The 18,583-nt window shown below is 68.7% G+C and carries 17 protein-coding genes and 1 tRNA gene; 17 read left to right on the top strand and 1 reads right to left on the bottom strand.

The genetic code is table 11. The features are described from left to right. Window positions 1-16: 16 nt before the first annotated feature. The 15 genes from HWX14_RS03565 to HWX14_RS03495 all read left to right on the top strand — a co-directional run bounded on the left by HWX14_RS03565 (window position 17) and on the right by HWX14_RS03495 (window position 14,485). On the top strand, window positions 17-1,651 hold the full coding sequence (locus HWX14_RS03565; RefSeq protein WP_175881563.1) for a GspE/PulE family protein: 1,635 nt from the start codon (window positions 17-19) through the stop codon (window positions 1,649-1,651). Next, window positions 1,632-2,405, top strand: a complete 774-nt coding sequence (locus HWX14_RS03560; RefSeq protein ID WP_244130158.1) for a hypothetical protein — start codon at window positions 1,632-1,634, stop codon at window positions 2,403-2,405. The genes HWX14_RS03565 and HWX14_RS03560 overlap by 20 nt, the downstream gene beginning before the upstream one ends. After that, complete coding sequence (locus HWX14_RS03555) at window positions 2,402-2,932, top strand: hypothetical protein (RefSeq protein ID WP_175881562.1); 531 nt, start codon at window positions 2,402-2,404, stop codon at window positions 2,930-2,932. Before HWX14_RS03560 ends, HWX14_RS03555 begins: the two co-directional genes overlap by 4 nt. Then, a complete protein-coding gene (locus HWX14_RS03550; RefSeq protein WP_175881561.1) occupies window positions 2,929-3,483 on the top strand; it encodes a hypothetical protein in 555 nt (184 codons plus the stop codon). Before HWX14_RS03555 ends, HWX14_RS03550 begins: the two co-directional genes overlap by 4 nt. Next, complete coding sequence (locus HWX14_RS03545; protein ID WP_175881560.1) at window positions 3,480-3,962, top strand: hypothetical protein; 483 nt, start codon at window positions 3,480-3,482, stop codon at window positions 3,960-3,962. The genes HWX14_RS03550 and HWX14_RS03545 overlap by 4 nt, the downstream gene beginning before the upstream one ends. A gap of 31 nt (window positions 3,963-3,993) precedes the next feature. Next, window positions 3,994-6,411 carry a secretin N-terminal domain-containing protein gene (locus HWX14_RS03540; protein ID WP_175881559.1) on the top strand — a complete coding sequence of 806 codons (2,418 nt, stop codon included), beginning with the start codon at window positions 3,994-3,996 and terminating at the stop codon, window positions 6,409-6,411. Next, window positions 6,408-6,896, top strand: coding sequence for a type II secretion system protein (locus HWX14_RS03535; protein ID WP_175881558.1), 489 nt, complete (start codon window positions 6,408-6,410; stop codon window positions 6,894-6,896). Before HWX14_RS03540 ends, HWX14_RS03535 begins: the two co-directional genes overlap by 4 nt. Next, entirely contained in the window at window positions 6,871-7,266 is a 396-nt protein-coding gene (locus HWX14_RS03530; protein WP_175881557.1) for a prepilin-type N-terminal cleavage/methylation domain-containing protein, read from the top strand. Before HWX14_RS03535 ends, HWX14_RS03530 begins: the two co-directional genes overlap by 26 nt. Further along, the gene (locus HWX14_RS03525; protein WP_175881556.1) at window positions 7,253-7,777 is read left to right on the top strand and encodes a type II secretion system protein; all 525 of its coding nucleotides are present in this window, start codon (window positions 7,253-7,255) and stop codon (window positions 7,775-7,777) included. The genes HWX14_RS03530 and HWX14_RS03525 overlap by 14 nt, the downstream gene beginning before the upstream one ends. Window positions 7,778-7,790: 13 nt before the next feature. After that, window positions 7,791-8,474, top strand: coding sequence for a response regulator transcription factor (locus HWX14_RS03520; RefSeq protein WP_050012537.1), 684 nt, complete (start codon window positions 7,791-7,793; stop codon window positions 8,472-8,474). Between the two features lie 396 nt (window positions 8,475-8,870). Continuing rightward, on the top strand, window positions 8,871-9,392 hold the full coding sequence (locus tag HWX14_RS03515; protein ID WP_175881555.1) for a fimbrial protein: 522 nt from the start codon (window positions 8,871-8,873) through the stop codon (window positions 9,390-9,392). A 17-nt stretch (window positions 9,393-9,409) separates the two neighbouring features. Then, a complete protein-coding gene (locus HWX14_RS03510; protein WP_175881554.1) occupies window positions 9,410-10,138 on the top strand; it encodes a molecular chaperone in 729 nt (242 codons plus the stop codon). Between the two features lie 118 nt (window positions 10,139-10,256). After that, complete coding sequence (locus HWX14_RS03505; protein WP_175881553.1) at window positions 10,257-12,812, top strand: fimbria/pilus outer membrane usher protein; 2,556 nt, start codon at window positions 10,257-10,259, stop codon at window positions 12,810-12,812. Beyond that, the gene (locus HWX14_RS03500) at window positions 12,809-13,777 is read left to right on the top strand and encodes a fimbrial protein (protein WP_175881552.1); all 969 of its coding nucleotides are present in this window, start codon (window positions 12,809-12,811) and stop codon (window positions 13,775-13,777) included. The genes HWX14_RS03505 and HWX14_RS03500 overlap by 4 nt, the downstream gene beginning before the upstream one ends. Before the next feature lie 156 nt (window positions 13,778-13,933). Next, window positions 13,934-14,485, top strand: coding sequence for a cytochrome b/b6 domain-containing protein (locus tag HWX14_RS03495; RefSeq protein WP_175881551.1), 552 nt, complete (start codon window positions 13,934-13,936; stop codon window positions 14,483-14,485). A gap of 348 nt (window positions 14,486-14,833) precedes the next feature. Here HWX14_RS03495 and HWX14_RS03490 read toward each other — a convergent pair. Further along, a tRNA-Leu gene (locus tag HWX14_RS03490) sits at window positions 14,834-14,920 on the bottom strand. Between the two features lie 250 nt (window positions 14,921-15,170). On the opposite strand from HWX14_RS03490, the gene rnr reads away from it, so the two are divergent. Both rnr and rlmB read left to right on the top strand, forming a co-directional pair. Further along, complete coding sequence (gene rnr, locus HWX14_RS03485) at window positions 15,171-17,648, top strand: ribonuclease R (protein WP_175881550.1); 2,478 nt, start codon at window positions 15,171-15,173, stop codon at window positions 17,646-17,648. 148 nt (window positions 17,649-17,796) lie between these two features. Further along, a complete protein-coding gene (gene rlmB / locus HWX14_RS03480; protein WP_050012544.1) occupies window positions 17,797-18,540 on the top strand; it encodes a 23S rRNA (guanosine(2251)-2'-O)-methyltransferase RlmB in 744 nt (247 codons plus the stop codon). Window positions 18,541-18,583: the final 43 nt, after the last annotated feature.

Here is an 18,583-nt window from a genome sequence, read left to right as displayed (position 1 = left end):
AACTGGAGAAAATTCAATGAAAACGGAACACATCGTTCAACGCTGGCAGTCGGAATCCGACGCGTCAGGCGTCGACTTCGCGCAGTATGTCGCCGGGCTGCTGAGCGCCGATGCGACGCTGCTCGCGCAAGCGGCCGCCTGCCTCGGCATCGGCGCGGTCGATGCGGATGCGCTGCGCGCGGCGCGCACGCGCTTCGACCTGCTGCCGCTGCACGACGCGCTGACCTGGCGCGTGTTGCCGGTCGAACTCGACGGCGCGCCGTGCGTGGTCGTCGCCGATCCGTTTGCGCGCCACGTGCGCGACGAACTGCTTGCGCGCTTCGGCACGCGGCCGGTCGAACTGGCGATGAGCGCGCCGGGTGAAGTCGAGCGGCTGCTCGGCGACATCGAATCGAGCGAACGGCTGATGGACGACGTGACGATCGATACGCAGGGCGATTCGCTCGCGCAGGCGATCGAGTCGATCTCGCTCGCGAGCATCGCGAAGGACGAAAGCCCGATCATCCGGCTCGTCAACACGACGCTTTACGACGCGCTGCAGAGCCGCGCCAGCGATATCCATCTCGAAGCGGTGCCGGACGGCCTGTCGATCCGCTACCGGATCGACGGCGTGCTGCAGTCGATCCGCCGCATTCCCGGGCTCGAGGCGGCCGCGCAGACGCTGTCGCGTCTCAAGGTGCTCGCGTCGCTCGACATCGCGGAGAAGCGCGTCCCGCAGGACGGCCGCTTCAAGGTCGTGATGCAGGGCCGCGAAATCGATTTCCGCGTGTCGATCATTCCCGGCACCCATGGCGAAAACGCGGTGATGCGCGTGCTCGACAAGTCGCAGCGCGGCGACAGCGTGAGCCTCGACGTGCTTGGCTTCGATGCGCCGACCGCGCGGCGCGTGCGCGCGCTCGCGCATCGTCCGTACGGGCTGATGCTCGTGACGGGGCCGACCGGCAGCGGCAAGTCGACGACGCTGTACGCGGTGCTGTCGGAGGTCAACACCGGCGACGACAAGATCATCACGATCGAGGACCCGGTCGAATACGAGCTGCAGGGCGTGCTGCAGATTCCGGTCAACGAGCGCAAGGGGCTCACGTTCGCGCGCGGGCCGCGCTCGATCCTGCGTCACGATCCCGACACGGTGATGGTCGGCGAGATCCGCGACGAGGAGACCGCGTCGATCGCCGTGCAATCCGCGCTCACCGGCCACCGCGTGCTGTCGACCGTGCACGCGAACGACGGGTTCAGCGTGATCGACCGCTTCATCTACATGGGCGTGGAGCCGTCGACGTTTCTCGAGGCGCTGAACGGCGTCGTGTCGCAGCGCCTGGTGCGGCGGATCTGCGCGAACTGCGGCGACGCGGCCGCGGACGGCGCCGCGCTGCGCGACGCATCGCTCGACGAGTTGAAGCGGGTCGTCACGCCCGGCGCGGGCTGCGACACGTGCCGCGGCACCGGCTATCACGGCCGGATCGGGCTCGCGGAAGTGCTGACGCTCGACGCCGCGATGAAGGTCGCGTTGCTCGAACGCTCGATCGACAAGCGTACGCGCGCGCTCGCGGACAACGCCGACTACCAGTCGATGCGCGACGCGGGGCTGGCGGCGATTCGCGCGCGGTTGACGACGTTTCAGGAGGTGCAGCGTGCGATCGCCGTGGAATAACGCCGTCGCGGTGCTCGACGCGGACACGCTGCGCGTGTGGACGAACGACGGCTGGCGCGCGCGTCGCGCCGGCCCGCCGCAGGTCGTCGTCGCGCACGACGGACTGCCGGCCGACGCGCTGGCGCAGGTGCTGGGCGACTTGCCGAAGCAGCGCCTGCCGATGTGCAACCGCCTGCGGATCGTCGTCGGCCATCCGTGGACGCATGGTGTCGTGCTGCCCTGGCAGGACGGGCTGGTGTCGGACGCGGCGTGGGACGGCTATGCGCGTGCGCTGTTCGCCGCCCGCGCGCAGCGCGGCGCGCTGCGCATCCGTATCGAAGCCGGGCGGCACGGCCGCGCGCGCCTCGCGGTGGCGGCCTGCGACACGTTGCTCGCGTCGCTCGCGACCGTGAGCCGCGCCGCCGGCTGGCGGCTCGTCGGCGTGCGCGATGCGCTGTCGGCGTCGCTCGCGCTGCATGCGGGCCGCCTGAACGCGGAAGACAGCCGCTACGCGCTGTTGCAGCCGCGCGTCGTCACCTGCGTGTTTCGTCGCGCGGGCGAGTGGGCCGACGTGGTCACGCTGCCGCGTGCGGGTGGCCGTCGGTTCGACGACTGGTTCGCCGCCGCCGCGCTGATGGCCGGGCAGCCGCTGGCCGGCGCGGCCTTCGCGAGTGCGTTCGACGGTGCACCGCTGGCCGCGGACGGCGTCACGCTGCTCGACGACGACGACAGGCGGCGCGACGTGCCCGTGTGTGCGTCCGGAGAGCCGGCATGACACGTCTCGCCGAACTGGATTTCGCTGCGCCGCGCGCGCGCGTCACGCCGTGGGCGGCCGTTGCGCTGTGCTGCGCGTTGCTCACCGGCGCGTTCGCCGCGAGCGAATGGTCGCGCGTCGACCAGCTGCGCGACGAAGTCGACCGCATCGAAAGCCGGATCGACCAGCGCAAGCGCGCGATCGAGCGCGAGCAGCGCCGGCAAAAGAGCATGACGCCGGAGCAGCGCCGCATCGAGCGCGTGCTCGCCGAACAGAAGGCGAGCGCCGCGGGCTCCGGGCTGTCGGTGGTCGACTGGATCGAACACGCATGGACGCCGCAAATCGCGCTGAAGTCGCTGACGGTCGACAAGGCCGGCCGCGAGGCGCGCATCGAAGGCGGCGCGGCGGAGTTGTCGCACATCTACATCTTCGTCGATCGCCTGAACGACCGTCACCCGGACCGCAAGATCGGCCTGCTGCAGCACCGCACGAAAGCGGAGGACGGCAAGAACATCTTTCACTTCAGCCTGAGCATCGAACACCCATGACGAACCTGAAAGCAATCGACACGACGGCGCTCGCCGCGCGGCTGCGCTGGGGCGCCTACGCGGCGACCGCCAAGCTCGGCGTGCCGGGGCTGCTGGCGGGCGGACTGGTCGTCGCGCTGATCGGCGCTCACGCACTGCACCTGCAGCCGGCCGGCGAGCGGCTCGAGGCCGAGCGTTCGGCGCGCGCGGCGGAACTGGCCGCGCTGCCGAAGCCGGGCAAGCAGGCCGGCGCCGGCGGCATGACGCTGCAGCAGGTGCAGCAACTGCGCAGCAGCGAGCAGGCGTACTCGATTTTCCAGATCCTGTCGCAGCGCGGCATGGACCGCAAGCACGCGACCTATCGCCGCGAAGTCGAGATGAAGGGCAAGCTGCGCCGGCTCACGATCAGCATCGCGCTGAGCGGCAGCTATGTCGGGCTGCGCGAAGCGATGCGCGAGATCGCGGACCAGCCGATGGTGCGCATCGAGGGCGTGTCGATCGAGCGCGACCGGATCGACAGCGCCACGGTCACCGCCGACCTGCGGGTCAGCCTGCTGGGGCCCGATACATGATGCGCGCCGTCCTGATCCCGCTGGCGCTCGCAGTCGCCGCCGCCTGCCTCTCCGGCGGCAGCGCGGCGCACGAGCGCGGCAGCCCGGCGCCGATCGTCGACGTCTTCCCGGCGCAGAGCTGGGCGTCGCTCGGCGCGGAGCCGGCGCGCGACGACCCGCCGCCGGTCGCGGCGCCGGAACCCGCATCCGAACCGGAACCGCCGTCGCTGGACACGCCGATCGACGCAGCGCCGGCCGCCGCCGTGCCGTTCGAGATCGCCGGAGAGTGGCGCGAGAGCGGCCAGCGCATCGTCGTGCTGGAGGGCGTCGGCAAGACGTTCCTGCTGTGCGGCTCGCGCTGCGGCGTGCGCGACGCGGTGCGGCCGGGCGACGAGATCGCCGAAGGCTACCGGCTGAAGAAACTGGGCGAACAGGGCACGGTGATCGTGACCCGCGACAGCACCGATGTCGAGCTGTCGCTGCCCGTCCCGACCCAATGAACCCCGAATCCAACCTGTGCCGAACACCATCATGAAACGTAAAGTCAGTCTGTTGCTCCTGATCTCGGCGCTTGCGCTGACAGGATGCGCAAGTACCCCGTTCAATGCCGCGCCCGATGCCGCCGCGACGCCCGCCGAACGACTCGGCACGCTACAGCGACAGCAGGCCGCCGCGCCGGACGACATCGCCGTCACGACCGCCGTCGAATTCAGCCGGCAAGCGTATGTGCGCGCGGAGCTGAAGGAAGCCGACCGCCAGGTCGCGCAGGGCAACCACGCGGCCGCGATCGATCACCTGGAGAACGTGCTGGGCGAGGACCCGGGCAACCTGAAGGCCAGCCAGGCGCTCGAGCAGGTCAAGCGCGGCCAGCAAATGGCGGTCGAGCTCGCGCGCGCGCAGCGCATCGGCGGCGAGAAGCCGCAGGAGGCGCTCGAGATCGCGCGGCGCATCCTCGCCGAGCAGCCGAACCACGCGGAAGCGAAGCGCCTGCGCGACACGATGCTGCGCCAGTCGCAGGCCAGCCGCGCGGTGCGCCCGCAGTTGTCCGACGCGCTGCGCAAGCCGGTGTCGCTCAATTTCAAGCAGCAGCCGCTGGCCAACATCTTCGACGTGATCTCGCGCGTGTCCGGCGTGAATTTCGTGTTCGACCGCGACGTGGACACCAGCCAGGCCGCGACGCTGCTCGCGGAGCGCACGACCGCCGAGGACGCGATCAACCTGCTGCTGCGCACCAACCAGCTCGAGAAGAAGGTGCTCGACAAGCACACGCTGCTCGTCTACCCGTCGCAGCCTGAAAAGGCCCGCAACTACACGGAGTTCGCGATTCGCACGTTCTTCCTGTCGCATGCGGACGCCAAATCGGTGATGGCCGCGCTGCGCCAGATGGTCAAGCCGAAGGACGTCTACGTGGACGAGCGGGTGAACGCAGTCGTCATGCGCGACACGCCGGAGACGATCCAGGTCGCGGAGCGCGTGGTGATGGGCCTGGACATCCCGCAATCCGAAGTGACGCTCGACGTGCAGGTGCTCGAGGTGAACATGAACGACAGCCTCGATTTCGGCGTCCAGTATCCGGGCAAGATCCAGTTCAACGCGCTCGGCGGCGTGGAGGGCGGCGCGCTGACGCTCGGCGACCTGCTGCGCCTGAATCGCGACCGCGTCGGCGTGTCGAGCGAATCGGGCGGCCTCGCGCTCGCGATCGATCTGCTGCAGAAACAGGGCAAGACGAAGACGCTTGCGAACCCGAAGATCCGCGTGCGCAACATGGAGAAGGCGAACATCAAGATCGGCGAGCGTGTGCCGATCGTCACGACCACCAACGCGAACGGCGTCGTGACCGAATCGGTCAGCTACCAGGACGTGGGCCTGATGCTGAAGGTCGAACCGCGCATCAGCCTGAACGAGGAGGTGAGCGTCAAGGTGAACATGGAGGTCAGCAGCATCCTGTCGAAGGAAACCACGAAGACCGGGCTGGTCGCCTATTCGCTCGGCACGCGCAACGCCGAGACGCTGATGACCGCGAAGAACGGCGAAACGCAGATCCTTGCCGGCCTCGTCAAGCGCAATGAAAGCGACAGCATCGCCGGGCTGCCGGGCGTATCGGGCCTGCCCGTGCTCGGCCGGCTGTTCGGCTCGAACGGCCGCAGCAACGAGCGCTCGGAGATCGTGCTGCTGATCACGCCGCATATCGAGCGCAATCTCGACCTGCCGCTGTCCGCGGTGACGACCTTCCTGTCGGGCACCGAGTCGCGCGTGACCACCGAAGCGCTGACGCTCGAGTCCGCACAGGCCGTGCCGGCGCGCCTGCCGTCGCCGAACGGCCCGGATCTGGACGCGCCGATCGAGCCGTCGCGGCCCGCGGGCAACCGCGCAGCCGCGGAGTCCGACACGGCCGAGTCGGCCGAGCCGGCCGACGCGCAACCGCAGGCGCCCGCGGCGGCCCGGCAGGACGACACGGCGAGCCCGGCAGTCGAGCGCGGCGCGCGCGGCACGGGCATGATGCGTACGCGTGCCGCGGCCGGGTCGCAGCCGGTTGCGGCCGTCAAGGTGGCCGCGGCCGCCTCGGCTAACACGGCTGCGGCGCACCGCCCGACGGCGCCGCTGCGACAGGAGGCAACGCACGCGGCCGCCACGCCGGCGAAGCCTGCCGGCCTGCGCGCGGAAATCGCGATGGCGCGAATCGAGCTGGATCGCGCGAGCGACGTCGGCGGGGCATCGCGGCGCGCACGACCGGCCGCGCTCGAGCATGCCGGGGCACCCATGCCGGACGCACAGGCGACGGCCGCCGCTGCGCCGGCGCGCGGCGAGCACCGGGTCGCCGCAGCGGTGCGCTCGCTGATCGCCACGCTGCAGGCATTCGTCGATCGCTTCGTGGGCGAGCCCGCACCGGCTGCGCCGCTGTACGCCGACGCGCCGATGCTGCTGTCGCGTGCGCGGGGCGTCGCATGAGCGTCCGTCGACGCGCCCGCGCGCGCGGCTTCACGCTGATCGAGCTGATGGTGGCGATGTCGCTGCTCGCGTTGCTCGCGACCGTCGCGCTGCCGTTGACGGATCTCGTCAAGCGTCGCGCGGACGAGGCCGAGCTGCGCCGCGCGCTGGTCGTGATCCGCTCGGCACTCGATGCGTACAAGGAGGCGGCGAACGACGGGCGGGTCGAGCGCAGCGTCGACGCGAGCGGCTACCCGGCCGACCTGCGCACGCTCGTCGACGGCGTCGACGACAAGAAGTCGCCGGACGGTGCGCGGCTGTATTTCCTGCGCAAGCTTCCCGCCGATCCGATGTGCGAATGCGACGGCAAGGCGCCCGAGGACACATGGGAAACGCGCAGTTACGCGAGCGATCCCGATTCGTTTTCGTCCGGCGACGACGTGTTCGACATCCGCTCGACCAACCGCAAGGAGGGCCTCAATGGCGTCCCGTACAACCAGTGGTAGCCGTGCGCGCCGTGCCGCCGGCTTCACGCTGATCGAGCTGCTCGTCGTGATGGCGATCATCGCGGCGCTCACCGCGTTCGTCGCGCCCGGCTACCTGAAGCAGGGCGACCGCGCGAAGGAAACGGTGCTGCGTCACAACCTGAACACGCTGCGCCAGTCGATCGACGACTACCGGGCGGATCACGGCCGCGATCCCGCCACGCTCGAGGCGCTGGTCGAGCAGCGCTACCTGCGCGAGCTGCCGCTCGATCCGGTCACCGGCAAGCGCGGCTCGTGGCGGACGCAGGCCGGCGAGACGGGCGGCATCGCGGACGTGAAGAGCGGCGCGAAAGGGCGCGCGCTCGACGGGAGCGACTATGCGACGTGGTGATCGGCGCGGCGGCTTGTGCAAGCAGCGCGGCATCGCGTATCTCGGCGTGCTGATGCTGGTCGCGGCACTCGGGCTCGGCATGACGCAGGCGGCGCGGATCTGGACGACGGTGCAGCAGCGCGAGCGCGAGGCGCAGCTCCTGTTCGTCGGCGACCAGTTTCGCGCGGCGATCGCAAGCTACTACAATGCGGCGGGAGGCAGCCGCTATCCGGCGTCGCTCGACGCGCTGCTCGAGGATCGTCGCGGGCTGCCGACGGTGCGTCACCTGCGGCGCCTGTACGCCGATCCGCTGACCGGGTCGACGCAGTGGGGGCTCGTGAAGGCGCCGGACGGCGGCATCATGGGCGTGTTCAGCGAGGCGCCGGGCCAGCCGCTGAAGCGCCACGGTTTCCCGGCGCGGTACGACGCGTTCGGCGACAGCGGCGCGTACAGCGAATGGACTTTTGTTTATCTGCCGCCCGCTCCGGTCGACGCAGCGGCGAACGGGCCCGGAGACGGGGCGGCGTACTGAGATCAGGACGAACATGATTGTCGCAATACTCGAAGACATCGTGACCCAGGCCGGCGTCGTGGCCGGCTGGCTCAACAAGGCGGGCTACGACACGGAGGTGCGGCACGACGGCGACGGCTTCATCGAACTGGTGCGCACGCAGCGCGTCGACGTGCTGCTGCTCGACTGGGACGTGCCGGGCAAGTCGGGGATCGAGGTGATGCGCTGGGCGCGCGAATCGTTCGCCGACGCGCTGCCGATCATCATGATGACGCAGCACGACGGCGAGAACGACATCGTGTTCGGTCTCAACAGCGGCGCCGACGATTACCTGATCAAGCCGCTGCGCGAGCGCGAGCTGGTCGCGCGCGTGAATGCGCAGGCGCGCAAGTACTACCCGGAGACGCAGCGTGCGAAGGTCGTCGAGGTCGGCAAGTTCGCGCTCGACGTGAGCGCGCATGCCGCGACCGTGGACGGTGCGCCGGTCGAACTGTCGCTGCGCGAGTTCGAGGTCGCGCTGATGCTGTTCGAGAGCGTCGGACGGATCGTGTCGAAGGACATGATGATCAAGCGCATCTGGGGCGTGGTCGACCGGAAGTACGACGCGACGCTCGCCACCTACGTGAGCAAGCTGCGCTCGAGTCTCGGGCTGCGGGCGAAGAACGGCCTCGTGATCACGACGGTCTACAACTACGGATACCGGCTCGAGCGGGCCTGAGCGCCGGGCCGGATAGCGGCCGCTTCATCTCCTGATCCGGCGACGCCGGGGCGATGCACCGCCTCGGCTCGCTGACCTTCCGTCACCGTTCGGCATCGCAACGATGCACGTGGTGACGCTGCCGCGACGCGCGGCGGCGCGCTTCGCGATCCATTCATCCCCCCTGTTTTTCGTCTGTCATTGCCCACCGGTTCGAACGGCACGTTCGGCCATGCCGGTGCGAGATCGCGTTCGCGCGCAGCGCGCGTGGGGCGCCTGTCGGGGATCGTTGAGGATCTCTTCACATTTGTTGGGTTGCGGCAAGCGGATCGGAATAATGCCTGTGAACTCGACGGGTTCGCGGTTCCGCTGTCCGGTACCGGCAGTGAAGCTCCTTACTTTTTCCCCAGACATTCGATGAAACAGTTCCAGAAACCTTTCGTGCTGCTCGCCCTGATGGCGGCATTCGGTTCGACGTCCGCGCTCGCGGCGGACGGCACGGTCAACTTTCACGGCAAGATCGTCGCGACGACCTGCAAGATCGACAACAGCAATATTCAGGTGCCGCTCGGCGCAATCGGTATCGACCAGCTCGCCGAGGCGGGCCGGGAAAGCCGTCGCGTGCCGTTCCAGATCGCGCTGAGCGAGTGCAACGAGCAGTTGAGCGGCGTGCGTGCGCAGTTCGAAGGGCTGTCGCACGGCGAAGATGCGACGCTGCTCGCGGTCGGCACCGGCGGCAAGGACGACGCGAAAGGCGTCGGTATCCAGTTGATGCACGAAGACGGCAAGCAGATCGGCATCAATACCGAGTCCGACACGCTCCAGCTGACGCCGGGCAGCAACGTGCTGAGCTTCGCCGCGAACTACGTTTCGACGTCGGACCAGACGGAGGCCGGCGAGGCGAACGGTACGGCGTCGTTCACGCTGAACTACCGTTGAGCCGAGGGGGCCGCCCGATGACGCACCGCTTCGTACCCCGCCTGGTTGCCTGCATGCTCGGGCTGTGCATGACCCACGGCGCGCTCGCGGGCATCGTGGTGGGCGCGACCCGCGTGATCCTGCAGGAAGACCGGCGTGAGGCCGTCGTGCCCGTGAAGAACACGGATGGCCAGCCGTACGTCGTGCAGGCGTGGATCGACGGCGGGCCCGCGCAGGCCGGCGCGAAAGCGCCGTTCTTCGTCACGCCGCCGCTGTCGCGGCTCGATCCCGGCAAGGAAAACCTGCTGCGCGTGATGCGCGTCAAGCACGCACTGCCGGCCGATCGCGAGTCGATGCTGTGGCTGAACGTGAAGGAAATCCCGGTCGCGGCGAAGCAGGAGAACGTGCTGCAGATCGCGATCCAGACGCGGCTCAAGGCGTTCTATCGCCCGCAGGGCCTGACCGGCTCGGCGGCCGACGCACCGGCGGCGCTGACGTGGCGCATCGTGCCGTCGAGCGACGGCGCGATGCTGCAGGTATTCAATCCGACGCCTTATCACGTCACGTTCGCGAAGATCGGCATCGAGGCGGGGGCGACCGAGGACGTCGATCTCGAGACGGCGCCGCCGTTGCAGGCGACGACCTACCCGCTGCGCAACCTCCGCGCGCTGCCGGCGCAGCCGGTCGCGCTGCGGTTCAGCACGATCAACGACTACGGCGCCGTGACGCCGGCCGTCACGGTGACGGTGCCGGCCGACGCCACCTGACGCGACGCGGTCGCGCAGCCGCGGCCGACGAGCGCTTCACGATCCGCTTTCACGACCTTTTCATCATTCGGACCTCACGCGGCGCGCGCTGATCCGGCGTGCGCCGCGCCTTTCGTTCATGACACGACGCCTTCACCTGCTGCGCCGATGCGTGCTCGCGCTCGCCTCGACCCTCGCGATCGGATTGCCGATCGCGGGCGGGTCCGCGCACGCGCAGACGGCATTCAATCCCGCGTTCCTCGCGTTCGGCAACACGCAGGCGGACGTGGATCTCGACGCGTTCGCCGAAGCGAACGTGCTGCTGCCCGGCATCCATCCGGTCGAGGTGGCGGTGAATGGCGAATCGTACGGTCTGAACGACATCCGCTTCGAGCGCGACGCCCGCGACGAGTCGGTGCGGCCGTGCCTGGCCGCCGCGCAACTCGATGCGTTCGGCGTGAATCTCGCGGCGTTTCCGCGACTCGCCGGTGCGGATGACGATGCGTCCGTCTGCCTGGACCTGCGCGACGCGATGCCGGACGCCACCGTCACGGTGGACCCCGATCGCCAGGCGCTGTCGCTGACGGTCCCGCAGGCGAAGATGAAGCGGGTCCCGCGCGGCTCGGTCGATCCGTCGCGCTGGGACAGCGGCATCGACGCGATGCGCATCGACTACCGCGTCAACGCCGCGCAGCGGCGCTACGGCGACCTGCCGTCGGGCCACGCGACGGAAGCCTACGGCAGCGTGCGCGCGGGCCTGAACCTCGGCGCGTGGCGCCTGCGCGGCAGCGCGATGGCGAACCGCAACGCGTCCGGTTTGCAGACGCAGTTCTCGAACGCCTATCTCGAACGCGACATCCCCGCGTGGCGCAGCCGCGTGACGCTCGGCGACAGCTTCACGTCCGACAGCGTGTTCGACAGCGTGGCCTTCCAGGGCGTGCAGCTCGCGTCCGACGACACCATGCAGCCGGACAGCCAGCGCGGCTACGCGCCCGTCGTGCGCGGCATCGCGCAAAGCCATGCGAAGGTCGAGATCCGTCAGAACGGCTATCTGATCTACAACAGCTACGTGCCGCCCGGCCCGTTCGAGATCGACGACCTGTATGCGGTCGCGTCGAACGCGGATCTCGAGGTGACGATCATCGAGGCCGACGGGCAGGCGCGCAGCTTCATCCAGTCGTCGGCGAGCATTCCGACCCTGCTGCGCCAGAACGCGTGGTCGTATCGCGCGGCCGCGGGCCGCCTGCGCGCCGATTCCGGCCGGCCGCAGTGGTTCGCGTCGGCGAGCGCCGCCTATGGCCTGCCGGGCGAGACGACGATCTACGGCGGCGCGACTTTCGCGAGCGGCTATGCGGCGCTGGCGGCCGGGGTCGCGCGCAACATGGCGCGCCTGGGCGCGGTATCGGTCGACGTCACGCATGCGCGCCACCGGAACCATGCGGGGCAGGCGGGGGCCGGCAGCGCCGCGCGCCTGATGTTCGCGAAGGCATTCGCGGCCACCGGCACCGAGCTGCGCGCCGCGCACCATCATTATTCGGACGGCTATCGCAGCCTGTCCGATGTCGCGGTGCGCTACGCGGCGTCGGTCGACCGGTGGGCGTATCGCGCCGGCAAGCGCAGCCGCAGCGAGCTCAGCGTGTCGCAGAACCTCGGACGCGCGGGCTCGCTGTACGTCAACGCGAGCCGGCGCACCTATCGCGACGGCGCGGGCGAAGACCGGCTGGTGCAGCTCGGCTACTCGGGCAGCGTGTCGCGCGTGTCGTACAACGTGAGCGTCAGCCACGAGTCGCGGGCCCGTGGCGCGAGCAGTCGGCAGGTGTCGCTGAACCTGTCGCTTCCGATCGGCGGCGGGCGCACGGCGGCGCCTCGCGCGTACGGCAGCGCGACGCTGATCGCCGGCACTGCCGGCACGGAGCAGCGCGCGGGCGTGTTCGGCACGCTGCTCGCCGACGATAGCCTCAGCTATGGCGTCGACGCCGATCGATCGACGAACGGCCTGGGCGGCGCCCTGAACCTGAACTATCGTGCGACGGCCGGCCAGTTCTCGGCCACCCACAACCAGGCGCGCGGCGGCTCGCAGACATCGGTCAGCGCCGCGGGCGGCGTGCTCGTGCACGGCGGCGGCGTGACGTTGTCGCAGCCGCTCGGCGAAACCGTCGCGCTCGTGCGCAGCGAGCGCGCGGCTGGCGTCGGCGTGGTGGCGCACGCCGGTGTGCGTACCGACCGCGCGGGTTATGCGGTCGTGCCGCATGTCACGCCGTACCGGCAGAACCGCATCGCATTGCGGACCGCAGAGCTCGATCGCCGGCTCGAGATCCGCAACGCGATCGTGCACGTCGTACCGACGCGCGGGGCGGTCGTGCTGGCGCCGTTCGAGGTCGAGGCCGGGCGCCTGATGCTCGACCTGGCCGACGACGCGGGCAAGCCGGTGCCGTTCGGCGCGGCCGTGCTGACGACGGACGGCAAGGCGGTCGGCATGGTCGGCCCGAATGGTCAGGGCTTCGTCACGGGAATCGACCGCGCCGGCGACCTGCTCGTGCGCTGGGGTGTGCGTCCGGACGAACGCTGCGCGCTGTCGTACGACATGGGCGAATCGACCGCGCATCGCAATTTTCCCGAACTCGCGGCCGTCTGCTCGCGCGCGCATCCCGCGCTCCGGGCCGACGCTGCGTCAACTTCGTCATCCCGATCATGAAATCCTCGACTTTCCGATTTGCCGCGCGTCTGCGCCGCTGGGCGGCGCTCGTCGCGCTGACGCTCGGTACCGCGCCCGCGTTCGCCACGTGCCTGAGCGCGCCCGAAGACTTCAATCCGCTCGAGTTCGGCCCGATCGCGGCCGACAGTGTCGAGGCCGGCGGCATCGTCGCGTCGGCGCGTTTCACGCTGACCGTCACCTGTTCGCGCAACGGCCAGAACGCGCCCGAGCCGCGCACGTTGCGGTATTCGAGCGAGTTCGGTCCGCTATCGGGCATGAGCCTCTGGGCGAGCAACCTGCCCGGGCTCGCGCTTCGCGTGGCGCGCGATGGAGAGGATCTCGGCGGCAAGACCGACGGGTTGCTCGGCGTGCACCCGGGCGACGGCACGGCGCGCGAGTTCGTGATCGACGTGGAGCTCGTCAAGACCGGGCCGGTGACGCCCGGCTTCCTGCAGGGGCAGGTGCTGAGCGTCGATGCATCGGCCGCGATCGGCGATCCCGACCACAACGTGGTGCACAAGCACATCACGAGCAGCTACGTGCGCGGTGTCGCCTGCACGGTCAATACCGATTCCAGGCATCTCGTCGTGCCGCTCGGCGCCGTGCCCGCGAACGCTTTCGATGGTCCGGGCTCGACCCGTGCGTCGCGCGAATTCGCGATCAACCTGACCTGCAGCCCGTATGGAGAGGCGCGGCCGACGCCGCTGTCGATTCAGCTGCTCGGCGAGACGGTGCCGGGCACGGCGGACGTGCTGAAGCTGCATGGCGACGCTGCCGCGCAAGGGGTCGGGATCCGCGTGCTGAAGGACGAAGCGCCGGTGACGTTGAATGCGTGGCACAGCCTCGGCGAGGCGACGGTCGGTGCGACCACGTTGCCGTTCACCGCGCAGTACTACCAGTACGGCGAGCGCGTGACGGCGGGTTCGGGCGATGGCGTGATGACGTTCCTGATCGAGATGCGCTGACGCCGGCTGGCCACGGGTGCTCGTCCGTACGCCGGCCAACGCCGAACCGGGTGTTTTGAAATCGTTGAGGATGCTTATCCGTACCGGAATCGACGTCGATAATTTCATCCACTTATCCATCGCAACACTGCAATGGCAATCGATAAAGGATGAATCATGCATACGGTTTCTCAGACCCGTTTTCGGCAAGCGTCTTCGGACGACGGCCGCTACGATCGCTTTTCCCGCGCACTGCACTGGATCTTCGCGGCCGTGATCCTGTACACGATGGTGGCCGGATTCGCGCTGCACTTCATTACCCAGCCGGACGTCTGGCGTTTCGTGTCGACGCTCAACATGTCGCTCGCGAGCAGCCTGATCGTGCTGTTTCCGCTGCGCTACGTGTGGTCGTTCTTCCGCCGGACGCCGCCCGACATCGCGTCGATTCCGTCGAAGCAGCGCTCGATCGCGCATCTGGTGCACTCGCTGATTTACGCGCTCGTCGCGTTCGTGCTGTTCAGCGGCTTCGTGATGGTGCCGGACGGCTACTGGCTGTTCTGGGCGGTTTATGTGAATACGCCGTTCAGCGCGGGGCCGGTGACCGAGCACTGGTTCGTCCTGCACAAGATCGGCTGCTACCTGCTCGCATTCCTGGTGGCGGCGCATGCGGGCGCCGCGCTCAAGCACCATTTCGTGTCGAAGAACGGCGTGCTGAAGCGCATGCTTTGACGAGCGTGCCGCGGTGAGTCGATGAAGGGAAGGCTGGTGCGCAAGCACGTACGGCCCGGTCGACTGGCGGCGTGCGCGGGCAAACGAAAAAAGGTCGGCTTTCGCTGACCTTTTTGAATTCCGGGGGCGCTTTGCTTCGTGGCGCTCGAAATGAAAAAAGGCCGGCTAGAAGCCGACCTTTTTAGAAAACAGATGGTGCCCAGGAGAGGACTCGGTCACCCCTGCGCGACCCCGGCTGCGCTTGCAAGCGCAGCCCTTCGAGTCCTCGCGCAAAGCGCGCAGGCGCTTTGCTTCCTGGGCTTGAAATGAAAAAAGGCCGGCTAAAAGCCGACCTTTTTATAAATAAAGTGGTGCCCAGGAGAGGACTCGAACCTCCACGATGTTGCCACCGCTAGGACCTGAACCTAGTGCGTCTACCAATTCCGCCACCTGGGCACGTTTTGCAGTAGCTGCTTGCTGCAAAGAAGCGAAATTATAGCGCCCCAATTATTCCTGTCAACACTTTTTTGCGATGCATCGTAAACCGGCCGCCGCCGCGCGTGCCGGCGGCATTCCCGTCATTTGGCGACACAAGGCGGGTGATAGAATGACCCGCCGCCGTCAATATAGAACTGTCAGACGGACACCTCTATGTTGATGCCGTGCACCATCAGTCAACGCAACGAGAACAATCATCGACAAACCCTTGAGCAAATATCCGTACCCCATTCCGAGCCGTGAAGAGATTCTCGGCGTGCTGCGTACGAGCGACGCGCCGCTGGCCGCCAACGACATCGCCGAAGCCCTGTCGATCAAGCGTCAGGAGCGCGAGGGGTTCTTCCGGCGTGTCGCCGCGATGGAGCGCGACGGCCAGATCCGCCTCGACAAGCGCGGCCACTACCAGTTGACCCATCCGTCGAATTTCGTCGCGGGGCGCGTGCAGGGGCATCGCGACGGCTACGGGTTCGTGATCCGCGACGACGGCCAGGACGACCTGTTCTTGCCGAACGGCGAAATGCAGAAGGTGATGCACAACGACCGCGTGCTCGCGCGGATCGTCGGCTACGATCGCCGCGGCCGGCCGGAAGGGCATGTCGTCGAAGTCACCGAGCGTGCGAACAAGCGCGTGATCGGCCGCCTGCTGAACGAGAACGGCGCGCTGATCGTCGCGCCGGAAGACAAGCGCATCGGCCACGACATCCTGATCACGCAGAACGTGAAGAAGGCGAAGGTCGGGCAGGTCGTCGTCGTCGAGCTGACCGATTTCCCGAGCCGCCATTCGCAGCCGCTCGGCCGTGTCGTCGAAGTGCTCGGCGACATCGACGATCCGGGCATGGAAATCGAAATCGCGGTGCGCAAGTACGGCGTGCCGCACGAATTCAGCCAGCCGGCGCTCGACGAAGCCGCCGCGCTGCCCGACAAGGTGCGGCCGGCGGACCTGCGTTTCCGCGTCGACCTGCGCGACGTGCCGCTCGTGACGATCGACGGCGAGGACGCCCGCGACTTCGACGATGCCGTGTACTGCGAGCCGGTCAAGGTCGGCCGCGGCGACGGCTACCGGCTGATCGTCGCGATCGCCGACGTGTCGCACTACGTGCAGCCGGGTAGCGGGCTCGATGCCGACGCGCTCGAGCGCAGCACGTCGGTCTACTTCCCGCGCCGCGTGATCCCGATGCTGCCGGAGAAGCTGTCGAACGGCCTCTGTTCGCTGAACCCGCAGGTCGACCGCTGCGTGCTCGCATGCGACATGGTGATTACCGCGCGCGGCGAGATCAAGGCATACCAGTTCTATCCGGCCGTGATCCATTCGGCGGCGCGCCTCACGTACACCGAAGTCGCGGCCGTGCTGTCGAACACGAAGGGGCCGGAGGCCGCGCGCCGCGCGGATCTGCTGCCGCACCTGCAGGATCTGTACGGCGTCTACAAGTCGCTGTTCGCCGCCCGTCAAAAGCGCGGCGCGATCGACTTCGACACGACCGAGACCTACATCGTCTGCAACTCGCAGGGCAAGATCGAGCAGATCGTGCCGCGCCAGCGCAACGACGCGCACAAGCTGATCGAGGAATGCATGCTGGCCGCGAACGTCTGCGCGGCCGATTTCCTGAAGCGCAACAAGCATCCGGGCCTGTACCGCGTGCACGCGGGGCCGACGCCGGAGAAGCTCGAGAACCTGCGTGCGTTCCTGCGCGGCATGGGCCTGTCGCTCGGCGGCGGCGACAAGCCGCATGCGAGCGACTACGCGGCGCTGATGGCGCAGATCCGCGACCGGCCGGACGCGCAGATGCTGCAGCCGATGCTGCTGCGCTCGATGCAGCAGGCCGTCTACAGCCCGGACAACATCGGCCACTTCGGTCTCGCATACGAGGCGTACGCGCACTTCACGAGCCCGATCCGCCGCTATCCGGACCTGCTCACGCACCGCGCGATCTACGCGATCCTGTCGGGCAAGAAATACACGCCGAAGGCGCCGGAAGGCTTCGAGCTGAACACCGCGCTGTCGCCGCGCGCCCGCGCGATGCAGCAGGCCGACGACGAAGCGCGCGGCCGTTCGCGCTCGAACACGGCGATCTGGGAAGAACTCGGCCTGCACTGCTCGGCGAACGAGCGCCGTGCGGACGAGGCGTCGCGCGACGTCGAAGCGTGGCTCAAGTGCTACTTCATGCGCGACAAGCTCGGCGAGGAGTACGGCGGGATGGTGAACGGCGTGACGTCGTTCGGCATCTTCGTGCAGCTCGACACGCTGTTCATCGAAGGGCTCGTGCACGTGACGGAGCTCGGCTCGGACTACTTCCAGTACGACGAGATCAAGAACGAGCTGCGCGGCGAGCGCACGGGCATCCGCTATCGCCTGTCGGATCGCGTGCGCGTGCAGGTGAGCCGCGTCGATCTCGACGCGCGCAAGATCGATTTCCGCCTCGTGCGCGATACGCCGGTGAAGGCGCCGCGTCCGTCGCCCGCGCCGGCTGCCGGTGTCGATCGCAACGGCGGCGGCCCGCGCGTGCGTGCGCTGCCGCCGGTGGAGGAAACCGTGCCGCGCCGCAAGCCGGCCGCGAGCGCGCCGAGCGTCGCGGTGAAGGAAGCGCGCGCCGCGCGTGGCGCCGCGAAGAAGAAGGGCGGCGGCGGTGGCGGCGGCGCACCCGCGAAGCCGACTGCGAAGAAGCCGCGCGCCCGCAAGAAGTATTGAGCGTTCGGGGCGGCGTTCGCGCATGCCCTGCAGTATCGAGAGACGCCGCGTCACCGGTCATCGGCCGGCCACGCGGCGCTTTCCTTTTCCATGGATCGCGGCTGCGCACGTCGCGCGGCCGCACGTTTGATCGAAGGTTGTTCCAGTCATGTCACGTCTGAAGGTTCTTTACGGTTTTCATGCGGTGACCGCACGTTTGCGGCACGATGCATCGACGGTGGCGGAGGTGCTGTACGACCAGACGCGCCGCGACCGCCGCATGCAGGACTTCCTGCACACCGCGAAGGAAGCGGGCGTGCGGCTGATCGCGGCCGACGAAACGCGCCTGTGGGGCCTCGCGCACACCGAGCGCCACCAGGGCGTCGTCGCGCGCGTCGAGGACATGCCGCTCGCGCAGAACCTGTCCGAGCTGCTCGACGGCATCAACGGGCCCGCGCTGCTGCTGGTGCTCGACGGCGTCACCGATCCGCACAACCTCGGCGCGTGCCTGCGGGTCGCCGATTCGGCCGGCGCGCACGCGGTGATCGCGCCGCGCGACCGGGCGGTCGGCCTGAACGCGACCGCGGCCAAGGTGGCGAGCGGGGCGGCCGATACGGTGCCGTACATCACGGTGACGAACCTCGCCCGCGCGCTGCGCGAGCTGAAGGAAGCCGGCGTGTGGATCATCGGCACGTCGGACGAGGCGTCGGCGACGCTCTACGATACGAAGCTCGACGGCCCGGTCGCGCTCGTGATGGGCGCGGAAGGCGAAGGCATGCGCCGGCTCACGCGCGACACCTGCGACGAAGTGATGAGCATCCCGATGGCCGGCAGCGTGGAAAGCCTGAACGTGTCGGTCGCCAGCGGCGTGTGCCTGTACGAGGCCGTGCGCCAGCGGCGCGTGAAGGGCTGACCTCCGGGCTGCCCCCCGGGGCTGCCCGTGGGCCGACCCGGCC

This window comes from Burkholderia sp. BCC0044, assembly GCF_902832955.1.
Lineage (GTDB): Bacteria > Pseudomonadota > Gammaproteobacteria > Burkholderiales > Burkholderiaceae > Burkholderia.
This window is presented reverse-complemented; position numbering and strand designations above follow the sequence as displayed.

What these genes read in the sequence shown, in the direction of transcription:
- HWX14_RS03515 (WP_175881555.1), top strand. Translation starts at nt 8,871, where the DNA reads ATGAAACAGTTCCAGAAACCTTTCGTGCTGCTCGCCCTGATGGCGGCA.
- HWX14_RS03555 (WP_175881562.1), top strand. Translation starts at nt 2,402, where the DNA reads ATGACACGTCTCGCCGAACTGGATTTCGCTGCGCCGCGCGCGCGCGTC.
- HWX14_RS03540 (WP_175881559.1), top strand. Translation starts at nt 3,994, where the DNA reads ATGAAACGTAAAGTCAGTCTGTTGCTCCTGATCTCGGCGCTTGCGCTG.
- HWX14_RS03565 (WP_175881563.1), top strand. Translation starts at nt 17, where the DNA reads ATGAAAACGGAACACATCGTTCAACGCTGGCAGTCGGAATCCGACGCG.
- HWX14_RS03550 (WP_175881561.1), top strand. Translation starts at nt 2,929, where the DNA reads ATGACGAACCTGAAAGCAATCGACACGACGGCGCTCGCCGCGCGGCTG.
- HWX14_RS03510 (WP_175881554.1), top strand. Translation starts at nt 9,410, where the DNA reads ATGACGCACCGCTTCGTACCCCGCCTGGTTGCCTGCATGCTCGGGCTG.
- HWX14_RS03495 (WP_175881551.1), top strand. Translation starts at nt 13,934, where the DNA reads ATGCATACGGTTTCTCAGACCCGTTTTCGGCAAGCGTCTTCGGACGAC.
- HWX14_RS03525 (WP_175881556.1), top strand. Translation starts at nt 7,253, where the DNA reads ATGCGACGTGGTGATCGGCGCGGCGGCTTGTGCAAGCAGCGCGGCATC.
- HWX14_RS03520 (WP_050012537.1), top strand. Translation starts at nt 7,791, where the DNA reads ATGATTGTCGCAATACTCGAAGACATCGTGACCCAGGCCGGCGTCGTG.
- HWX14_RS03505 (WP_175881553.1), top strand. Translation starts at nt 10,257, where the DNA reads ATGACACGACGCCTTCACCTGCTGCGCCGATGCGTGCTCGCGCTCGCC.
- rlmB (WP_050012544.1), top strand. Translation starts at nt 17,797, where the DNA reads ATGTCACGTCTGAAGGTTCTTTACGGTTTTCATGCGGTGACCGCACGT.
- HWX14_RS03535 (WP_175881558.1), top strand. Translation starts at nt 6,408, where the DNA reads ATGAGCGTCCGTCGACGCGCCCGCGCGCGCGGCTTCACGCTGATCGAG.
- HWX14_RS03545 (WP_175881560.1), top strand. Translation starts at nt 3,480, where the DNA reads ATGATGCGCGCCGTCCTGATCCCGCTGGCGCTCGCAGTCGCCGCCGCC.
- HWX14_RS03530 (WP_175881557.1), top strand. Translation starts at nt 6,871, where the DNA reads ATGGCGTCCCGTACAACCAGTGGTAGCCGTGCGCGCCGTGCCGCCGGC.
- HWX14_RS03500 (WP_175881552.1), top strand. Translation starts at nt 12,809, where the DNA reads ATGAAATCCTCGACTTTCCGATTTGCCGCGCGTCTGCGCCGCTGGGCG.